Consider the following 9,502-nt stretch of genomic DNA (forward strand, 5'->3'; position numbering starts at 1 on the left):
TCCGCTGAGCTCCTTCGACCCGCGCTGGGACGTGGCCCGGATCCTGGCCGACGCCGCGGCGACCGGCCTTGAGCCGCCGCGAGGTCCCGCCGCCGTCCGGGCGCGGTCCGTCGAGCTCCTCGAGCAGGTGGGCCTGGGGGCTGAGCACCTCGCACGGCACCCCTTGCGCCTGTCCGGGGGTCAGCGGCAGCGCGTGGCGATCGCCCGGGCCCTCGCGCCCCGGCCCGACGTCGTCGTGTGCGACGAGCCCGTCTCCGCCCTCGACGTCTCGGTGCAGGCCCAGGTGCTGGACCTGCTCACCGACCTGCAGCGCAGCCTCGGCGTCGCGTACCTGTTCATCTCCCACGACCTGGGGGTGATCCACCACCTGAGCGATCGCGTCCTGGTGATGAAGGACGGGCGGGTGGTCGAGGAGGGCGCGACGGAGGCGGTCCTCACCGCCCCGCGGCACGAGTACACCCGCCGCCTGCTGTCGGCCCTGCCCGCGCTGCCCGGCGCGCCGGGACCGCACCGCGACGTGCACGACCACCGCTGACCCACCGACCGTACGGAGAAGAGAGCACCATGGCACCGACCCCCCGTGACCCGCGCCCCATCGGCTTCAACCTGTTCGAGATGGCCTGCGTCGGGCACATCTCGCACGGCCTGTGGGTCCACCCGGAGAACTCGCGGCACCGCTTCAACGACCTCGACTTCTGGGTCGACCAGGCCAGGCTCGCCGAAGAGGGGCTGCTCGACGCGATCTTCCTGGCCGACGTCATCGGCACCTACGACGGGTACCGAGCCGGTCCCGAGACGGCCCTCCAGGAGGCCGTCCAGATCCCCAGCAACGACCCGCTGCTGGTCATCCCCGCGATGGCTGCCGCCACCCGTCACCTCGGCTTCGCGGCGACCTTCTCGACGACCTACGAGCCGCCCTTCGCCTTCGCCCGTCGCGCCAGCACCCTGGACCACCTGACCAAGGGCCGGTTCGGGTGGAACGTGGTGACCTCCTACCTGCCCAACGCTGCCCGGAACTTCGGCCTGCCGGGGGAGGTCGAGCACGACACCCGGTACGCGATCGCCGACGAGTACCTCGACGTGCTCTACAAGCTGTGGGAGGGCTCCTGGGACGACGACGCTGTGGTCCAGGACCGCGAGAACTACGTCTACACCGACCCCGGGAAGGTGCGGTACATCGACCACGTGGGTGAGCACTTCTCGGTCGCGGGGCCGCACCTGGCGCAGCCCTCGGTCCAGCGCACCCCGGTGATCTTCCAGGCCGGCAGCTCGCCGGCGGGCAAGGCCTTCGCGGCCAAGCACGCCGAGGGTGTCTTCGTCGGGGGCCACGACCTCGAGTCCTACCGGCAGAACGTGGCGGACCTGCGGCGGCTCGCGGTCCTCGAGGGGCGCGAGCCGACCGACATCAAGACCTACGCCATGGCGGTGGTGATCGTCGGACGTACCCGGGCCGAGGCCGAGCGCAAGGCCGAGGAGTTCGAGCGCATGTCCCGGGCGGAGGGGTACCTGGCCCATGCCGGTGGTGGGGGCATCGACCTCGCGGCCTACCCCCGCGACGCCCTCATGACCGAGGTGCTCGCCCAGGAGGCGGCCGCCGGCCGGGACCGGACCAGCCGCACGCGCTTCTACCGGGCCGAGGGGACCGTGGCCGACGCCCTGCGGGAGGTCACCCGCTTCGACCGGCCGCCCTTCTTCGCGATCGGGACGCCGAGCGAGGTGGTCGACGAGATCGAGGACTGGGTGCGCGAGACGGACCTCGACGGGTTCAACCTGCGCCAGTTCCTCACCCCGGGCACCCTCGAGGACTTCGTCGAGCTCGTGGTGCCCGAGCTGCAGCGCCGTGGGCTCTACCGGACGCGGTACGAGGAGTCGACCCTGCGTGAGCGTCTCTTCGGCCCTGGGCGCGCGCGCCTGCCCCAGACCCACCACGGGGCCCGCTACCGGGGCGGCGCGAACCTCGGTCCCGTCGGGGAACCACGCGAGGCGACCTCGGTCCTCGCGCGGTGATGTGGGGAGCGGTGGTGCAGGCGCGGGGTCAGACCTTCCCGTAGCGAGCGCGGAAGAACGAGTAGACGCCGTAGGCCGCCAGGCCGAGGGCGACCAGCACCAGGAGCACCTGGCCGAAGGGGGCCTCGAGGATGGTCTGCAGGGCCCCGTCCAGGCCCTGGGCCTCCTCGGGGTCGTGGGTCACCGCGGCCCAGCCGAAGAGCCCGCCGACCACCGCCAGCGCGATGCCCTTGGCCGCGTAGCCGGCGCGACCTGCCCGCTCGCCCCACGTCCCCGGGTGTCGCTGCAGGTCCTCGAGGAACTTCTTCTTCCACCCCTTGACGACGTGGTAGACCCCGACAGCGATGATCCCGAGACCGACCAGGCCCACCAGCACCCGGCCGAAGGGCTGCTCCATGAGGGTGGCCGTCATGCTCGAGGTCTGCTCGTCGCCGCTCGACCCCGACCCGGAGCCCTGGACGCTGCGGAAGGCGGTCGCCGCGAGCACGCCGTAGACCACGGCCTTGGCCAGCGCCTTGACCCGGTCTCCCGCACCGCCACGGACGGCGGCCTCGGTCAGCTGCCACAGGGCGAGCAGGACGAAGCCCGCGACGATGAACCACAGCAGGACGGCCCCGATCGCCGTCGAACCGAGCTGGGCGAGCGCCCCGGACTGGTCGGCCTCGCCGCTCGAGCTGCCCAGGGCCAGCTGCAGGGCCAGCCATCCCAGGACGAGGTGGAGCACCCCGTTGGCGGCGTACCCGAGGCGGGCGCCCTTCTCGACGACGGGGTGGTCGCCGGCCTCGGCGGCGGTCGAACGTGCGGAGTGAGTCATGGCGGACAGGATGGCACCGGGCACGGTGTGGCGCTCGGTGAGCGTCGGGTGGGTATCATCACGAGCACAGGCGTCGACCCGGCCATCACCGGCGAGCCTCCGGAGGAACAGGGCCGCGGTCTCCGGGCGTGCGGCTCCCAGTAGAACCGGACGGGTGGGCCCGTGACAGCCCGCCGACGAGCGGTCGGTCCCCGAACCGGGAACCGGCAAGCGGGGTGGTACCGCGGTGCTCCGGTCCTCGGGCCGGGTCGTCGTCCTCGCACGATGCAGCACAGCCAGCACCGTGACGACCGCACCGTGAGCACCAGGAGCCCCGATGGCCTACCCCTTGCACCGCCCGAGCACCGACGGGCCCAGCGGTGTCCCCGCCTCCCCGGACCTGCCTGCCCTCGAGGACGAGGTGCTCGCGTACTGGCGGGCCGACGGCACGTTCCAGGCCTCGATCGACCAGCGCGAGGCCGGCGTGCACGGTGCCAACGAGTTCGTGTTCTACGACGGTCCGCCCTTCGCCAACGGGCTTCCGCACTACGGGCACCTGCTCACGGGCTACGCCAAGGACGTCGTCGGCAGGTTCCAGACCCAGCGCGGGCGCCGCGTCGAGCGTCGCTTCGGCTGGGACACCCACGGGCTGCCCGCCGAGCTCGAGGCCGAGCGCGTGCTGGGCATCACCGACAAGTCCCAGATCGACGAGATGGGCATCGAGGCCTTCAACAAGACCTGCCGTGAGTCCGTGCTGCGCTACACCGACGAGTGGCAGGAGTACGTCACCCGCCAGGCCCGTTGGGTCGACTTCGAGCACGACTACAAGACTCTCGACGTCACCTACATGGAGTCGGTGATCTGGGCCTTCAAGCAGCTCTACGACAAGGGCCTGGCCTACGAGGGCTACCGGGTGCTGCCCTACTGCTGGCGGGACGAGACCCCGCTGTCGAACCACGAGCTGCGCATGGACGACGACGTCTACGCCTCGCGGCAGGACCCCGCCCTGACCGTCGGTCTGCGCCTCGAGACCGGCGAGCTGGCCCTCCTGTGGACCACGACCCCGTGGACCCTGCCCTCCAACCTGGCCCTGGCCGTCGGCCCCGAGATCGAGTACGTCGTGGTGGCCCCGGGGGAGGGGTCGGCCCTGGCCGGGGAGCGGGTGCTGCTCGCCGCCTCGCGGCTCGCCTCCTACGCCCGGGAGCTGGGTGAGGACCCCCAGGTGCTCACGACGGTCCGCGGGGCCGAGCTCGCCGGGCGTCGCTACACCCCGCCCTTCGGCTACTTCGAGGGGCGCCCGAACGCCCACCAGGTGCTCCTGGCGGACTTCGTCACGACCGAGGACGGCACCGGCCTGGTCCACCTGGCCCCCGCCTTCGGCGAGGACGACATGGCTGTGTGCGCCGAGGCCGGCATCACCCCGGTGGTCCCGGTCGACAGCAAGGGACGGTTCACGGCCGAGGTCCGTGACTACGCCGGGCTGCAGGTCTTCGAGGCGAACCCCCAGGTGATCGCCGACCTCAAGGCCGGGACGGGCCCGCTCGCCTCGGTGGCCCAGGCCCAGCGCGCCGTCGTCGTGCGGCACGAGACGTACGACCACTCCTACCCGCACTGCTGGCGGTGCCGGAACCCCCTGATCTACAAGGCGGTCTCGAGCTGGTTCGTGCGCGTGACCGAGTTCCGCGACCGCATGGTCGAGCTCAACGAGCAGATCACCTGGGTGCCCGACCACATCCAGGAGGGGCAGTTCGGTAAGTGGCTCGCCGGGGCCCGGGACTGGTCGATCTCGCGCAACCGCTACTGGGGGACGCCGATCCCGGTCTGGGTCAGCGACGACCCCGCCCACCCGCGCATCGACGTCTACGGCTCGCTCGCCGAGCTCGAGGCCGACTTCGGCGTCGAGGTGACCGACCTGCACCGACCCTTCATCGACGAGCTGACCCGGCCCAACCCCGACGACCCCTCGGGGGCTTCGACGATGCGTCGGATCCCCGACGTGCTCGACGTGTGGTTCGACTCGGGATCGATGCCCTTCGCCCAGGTGCACTACCCGTTCGAGAACGCCGACTGGTTCGAGCACCACCACCCGGGCGACTTCATCACCGAGTACATCGGCCAGACCCGGGGCTGGTTCTACACCCTGCACGTGCTCGCGACGGCGATCTTCGACCGACCGGCCTTCCGGACCTCGGTCTCGCACGGGATCGTGCTGGGCTCGGACGGCCGGAAGATGAGCAAGTCCCTGCGCAACTACCCCGACGTCAACGAGGTCTTCGAGCGCGACGGCTCGGACGCGATGCGTTGGTTCCTCATGGCCTCGCCGATCCTGCGTGGCGGGAACCTCGTGGTCACCGAGGAGGGCATCCGCGACGAGGTACGCCAGGTGCTGCTGCCCCTGTGGAGCACGTGGTACTTCTTCAGCCTCTACGCGGGGGCTGCCCGCGAGGGCCGGGGGCTGGTCGCCGAGCCGCTCACGGCCGAGCGGGTGGCCGGGCTGCCCGCGATGGACCGGTACCTCCTCGCGCGCACCCGGTCCCTCGTCGAGCGCACCACGGCCCAGCTCGACGCCTACGACGTGCCGGCGGCCTGCGAGTCGGTGCGCGAGCACCTCGACGTGCTGACGAACTGGTACGTGCGCACCTCACGTCAGCGGTTCTGGGACGAGGACCAGTCCGCGTTCTCGACCTTGGCCACGGCCCTCGAGGTGCTCACCCGGGTCATGGCTCCGCTCGCCCCGCTGCTCAGCGAGGAGATCTGGCGGGGTCTCACGGGGGGCCGTAGCGTCCACCTCACCGACTGGCCCGTCCTGGCCGACGACGACGGGGAGACCGAGCTCGGACGTGTCCTCGTGGCGGACCCTGGCCTCGTCGCGGCGATGGACCAGGTCCGCGAGATCTGCTCGGTGACCCTGGGGCTGCGCAAGGCCAACGGGCTGCGCGTCCGCCAGCCGCTCAGCGAGCTCGCCGTCGCCCTGCCGGACCCGGCGGGTGTCGAGCCCTACCAGGGCCTCATCACGGGTGAGCTCAACATCAAGCACCTGACCCTCGTGGACCTCGCCGAGGTCGGCCCCACCGAGCTCGGCGTCACCTCACGGCTCGCGGTCAACGCGCGGGCCGCCGGACCGCGGCTCGGCAAGGGCGTCCAGGCCGTGATCCGCGCGGCCAAGGCGGGGGAGTGGCGTCAGGAGGGTGAGGGCGTCGTGGTCGACACCGCCGACGGCCCGGTGGCCCTCGAGCCTGCCGAGTACGAGCTCACCACCGTCGTCGCGGAGGACGCCCCGGCCGACCAGGTCGCTGCCGTCCTCTCCTCGGGTGGGGTGGTCCTCCTGGACACCGCCCTGGACGACGCCCTGCGCGCCGAGGGCTTCGCGCGCGACGTCGTGCGTGTGGTCCAGGACGAGCGCAAGGCCTCGGGGCTGCAGGTCACCGACCGGGTCCGCCTGCGGCTCGAGGTGCCCGGTGACAGGGTCGAGGCCGTCGAGGCCCACCGCGAGATGATCTGCCGCGAGACCCTCGCGACCGGGCTCGAGCTCGCGGTCGGGTCCCCTGGCCCGGGGGCCGGGCCCGAGTGGGTCGCGACCGCCACGGTCGAGCGCACGGAGGTCGACGCGTGAGCGGCGAGGACGAGGCCCTGCGCGAGGTCTACGCCGGGATCCTCGAGCGCTCGCCCGAGCACGACTTCGAGCCCACCCTCGACCGGGTCCGCGAGGTCTGCGACCTGCTGGGTGACCCCCAGCGGTCCTTCCGCGTGGTCCACGTGACGGGGACCAACGGCAAGACCTCGACCGCCCGCATGGTCGAGCGCCTGCTCCGCGAGCACGGGCTGCGCACGGGTCGGTTCACCAGCCCGCACCTGACCAGCGTGACCGAGCGCATCGCGATCGACGGCGAGCCTGTCACCGCCGAGCGGTTCGTCGAGCTCTGGCAGGACGTGGCGCCCTACGTGCACATGGTCGACCAGCGCTCGCAGGCCGCGGGCGGTCCGCGGCTGAGCTTCTTCGAGGTCCTCACGGTGATGGCCTTCGCGGCCTTCGCCGACGCCCCGGTCGAGGTCGCCGTGATCGAGGTCGGCCTCGGCGGCACCTGGGACTCGACCAACGTCGTCGAGGCCGAGGTCGCGGTGATCACCCCGATCGCGCACGACCACGAGCGGTGGCTGGGCCACGAGCTCACCGACATCGCGGGGGAGAAGGCCGGGATCCTCAAGGAGGGGGCCACCCTCGTCATGGCCGCCCAGCGGGAGGAGGTGGACGGCGTGGTGCTCGCCGCCGCCGCCGAGCGCGGGGTGCGGGTCGTGCGCGAGGGGGTCGAGCTCGAGGTCGCCCAGCGGGCCGTCGCCGTGGGGGGCCAGATGCTCGCGCTGCGCACCGTCGGGGGCCTCTACACCGACGTCTTCCTGCCGCTGCACGGCGCGCACCAGGGTCACAACGCGCTGCTCGCCCTCGCCGCGACCGAGGCCGTGCTGCGCGGCAGCGGCGCCCTCGGCGGTGAGGTGGTCGAGACCGCCTTCGCCGGGATGGACTCCCCGGGCCGTCTCGAGCTCGTCCGCACCTCGCCGGCGGTGCTGGTCGACGCCGCGCACAACCCGGCGGGGGTCGAGGCCCTCGTCGTCGCGGTCGAGGAGGCGTTCACGTTCGAGCGGCTGGTCGGCGTGGTCGGTGTGCTCGAGGACAAGGACGCCGAGCAGATCCTCGCTGGCCTCGAGCCGCTCCTGGCCGAGGTCGTCGTGACCCGGTCGAGCTCGATCCGCGCGCAGGACGTCGACGACCTGGCCGAGATCGCCGTCGAGGTCTTCGGCGAGGACAGGGTGCACGTGGCCGAGCGTCTCGACGAGGCGATCGGGCGGGCCGTGGAGATCGCCGAGGGTGGGACCGAGGGCTCGCCGACCGGGGCAGGGGTGCTCGTGACGGGCTCGGTCACGATGGCGGCCGAGGCGAGGATCCTCTTCGGCCACCGCTGAGAGTGGCCTCGCCGTGCACGGATGTGCAGCAGCCCTGCCTTGACGTGCGTTCTCCGGCCCCCGGATGCTGATCCCGGGGGTGAGGGCCGTGCGGCCCGGACCCGACCAGGGCACCTCTGCAGGGCTGTGGGCACCGCCGCCCCGCCCTGCCGGTCCGTGAAGGGGTGTGCAGCGTGAAGAAGCTGATCAACGACCCGGCCCGCGTCGTCGACGAATCCGTCGAGGGCTTCGGCCTCGCCCATGCCGATCTGGTGACCGTGCACACCGACCCGCTCTACGTGGTCCGCGCCGGTGCACCGATCCAGGGGAAGGTCGGGCTGGTGAGCGGCGGGGGCAGCGGGCACGAGCCCCTGCACGCCGGGTACGTGGGCCTGGGCATGCTCGACGCAGCCGTCCCCGGGGCCATGTTCACCTCGCCCACCCCGGACTCGATCACCCCCGCGACCCTCGCGGTCGACGGAGGCCGCGGGGTGCTCCACGTCGTCAAGAACTACACGGGCGACGTGCTCAACTTCGAGACCGCCGCCGAGCTCGCCGACGCCGAGGGGGTCGAGGTCCGCACCGTGCTCGTCAACGACGACGTCGCCGTCGAGGACTCGCTCTACACGGCGGGCCGTCGGGGTGTCGCCGGGACCGTCGCGGTCGAGAAGATCGCGGGGGCCGCGGCCGAGCGTGGGGACGACCTCGCCGGGGTGGCCGCGGTCGCCGAGCGGGTCGCGGCCAACGTCCGGTCCATGGGGGTGGCGCTGGGCGCGTGCACCGTGCCGCACGCGGGGACCCCCAGCTTCGACCTGACCGAGGACGAGATCGAGATCGGCATCGGCATCCACGGCGAGCCCGGGCGGCGCCGCGTGCCGATGGCCTCGGCCGACGAGATCACCGAGCAGCTGACCACCCCGGTCATGGACGATCTCGGCCTGGGTGGTGGCGAGGAGGTGCTGCTCCTGGTCAACGGCATGGGAGGCACCCCTGCCTCTGAGCTCTACGTGGTGTACCGGCGAGCTCGCCAGCTCCTCGAGGCGCGCGGCGTCACCGTGGCCCGCTCGCTCGTGGGGAACTACGTGACCTCCCTCGAGATGCAGGGAGCCTCGGTCACCGTGCTGCGTCTGGACGCCGAGATGACGGCCCTGTGGGACGCGCCCGTCCACACCGCGGCCCTGCGCTGGTGAGCACGATCTGATCACGACCTCGGCGTCCGGACCCTCTCGGCCCCCACGGAGGGCCGCCGAGTGGCAGGCTGCTGCCGACGGACGAAGGAGGACCATGACTCTGGACGTGACGTGGGCGCTGCAGTGGGTGCGCCGGTCGGCTGAGGTCGTCGCCGAGCACCGGGTCGAGCTGATCGAGCTCGACCGGCAGATCGGGGACGGTGACCACGGCGAGAACCTGCACCGTGGCTTCACGGCGGTCGTGAGCCGTCTGGACGGGCTCGAGACGGCTCCGACCGAGGTCGGTGAGGTGCTCAAGGTCGTCGCGACCACCCTCATGTCGACCGTGGGCGGGGCGGCCGGCCCTCTGTACGGCACGGCCTACCTGCGGGCGGCCAAGGTCACCGGTCTGGCCGAGCTCGGCGGCGACGCCGTCGTCGCCCTGCTCGAGGCAGGGCTCGAGGGGGTGGTGGCCCGGGGCAAGGCGACGACGGGCGAGAAGACCATGGTCGACGCCTGGTCCCCGGCGGTCGCCGCCGCGCAGGAGGCCGCCGCGCGGGGTGACTCGCCCGTCGGGGTGCTCGACGCCGAAGTC

Annotated in this window: 7 protein-coding genes; 6 read left to right on the forward strand and 1 reads right to left on the reverse strand. The window is 72.4% G+C overall.

Annotated elements, in window-relative coordinates; all coding sequences use genetic code 11:
- A partial coding sequence (locus tag L0B03_RS09490; RefSeq protein ID WP_250445568.1) for an ABC transporter ATP-binding protein occupies positions 1–535 on the forward strand: 535 nt, incomplete at its 5' end.
- Positions 536–564: 29 nt separating this feature from the next.
- Positions 565–2,007 (forward strand): LLM class flavin-dependent oxidoreductase, encoded by a 1,443-nt coding sequence (locus tag L0B03_RS09495; RefSeq protein WP_250445569.1) that lies wholly within the window; start codon positions 565–567, stop codon positions 2,005–2,007.
- 28 nt (positions 2,008–2,035) lie between these two features.
- On the opposite strand, the gene L0B03_RS09500 is transcribed toward L0B03_RS09495, so the two are convergent.
- Positions 2,036–2,821: a DUF1206 domain-containing protein gene (locus L0B03_RS09500; protein ID WP_250445570.1), complete on the reverse strand. Its 786-nt coding sequence runs from the start codon at positions 2,819–2,821 to the stop codon at positions 2,036–2,038.
- A gap of 316 nt (positions 2,822–3,137) precedes the next feature.
- Between L0B03_RS09500 and ileS the strand changes: the two genes are divergently transcribed.
- From ileS to dhaL, 4 genes are all read left to right on the forward strand, one after another.
- A complete protein-coding gene (gene ileS / locus L0B03_RS09505) occupies positions 3,138–6,413 on the forward strand; it encodes an isoleucine--tRNA ligase (RefSeq protein ID WP_250445571.1) in 3,276 nt (1,091 codons plus the stop codon).
- Entirely contained in the window at positions 6,410–7,759 is a 1,350-nt protein-coding gene (locus L0B03_RS09510) for a folylpolyglutamate synthase/dihydrofolate synthase family protein (protein ID WP_250445572.1), read from the forward strand. The genes ileS and L0B03_RS09510 overlap by 4 nt, the downstream gene beginning before the upstream one ends.
- Positions 7,760–7,932: 173 nt before the next feature.
- The gene (dhaK, locus tag L0B03_RS09515) at positions 7,933–8,928 is read left to right on the forward strand and encodes a dihydroxyacetone kinase subunit DhaK (protein WP_250445573.1); all 996 of its coding nucleotides are present in this window, start codon (positions 7,933–7,935) and stop codon (positions 8,926–8,928) included.
- Between the two features lie 94 nt (positions 8,929–9,022).
- A partial coding sequence (gene dhaL / locus L0B03_RS09520; RefSeq protein ID WP_250445574.1) for a dihydroxyacetone kinase subunit DhaL occupies positions 9,023–9,502 on the forward strand: 480 nt, incomplete at its 3' end.

It is taken from the genome of Actinotalea sp. C106 (assembly GCF_023630195.1).
Taxonomy (GTDB): Bacteria; Actinomycetota; Actinomycetes; order Actinomycetales; family Cellulomonadaceae; genus Actinotalea.

Bases quoted from the DNA above. Each gene is read 5' to 3' on its own strand.
- L0B03_RS09495 (WP_250445569.1), top strand. From the start codon at position 565: ATGGCACCGACCCCCCGTGACCCGCGCCCCATCGGCTTCAACCTGTTC.
- L0B03_RS09500 (WP_250445570.1), bottom strand. From the start codon at position 2,821: ATGACTCACTCCGCACGTTCGACCGCCGCCGAGGCCGGCGACCACCCC.
- ileS (WP_250445571.1), top strand. From the start codon at position 3,138: ATGGCCTACCCCTTGCACCGCCCGAGCACCGACGGGCCCAGCGGTGTC.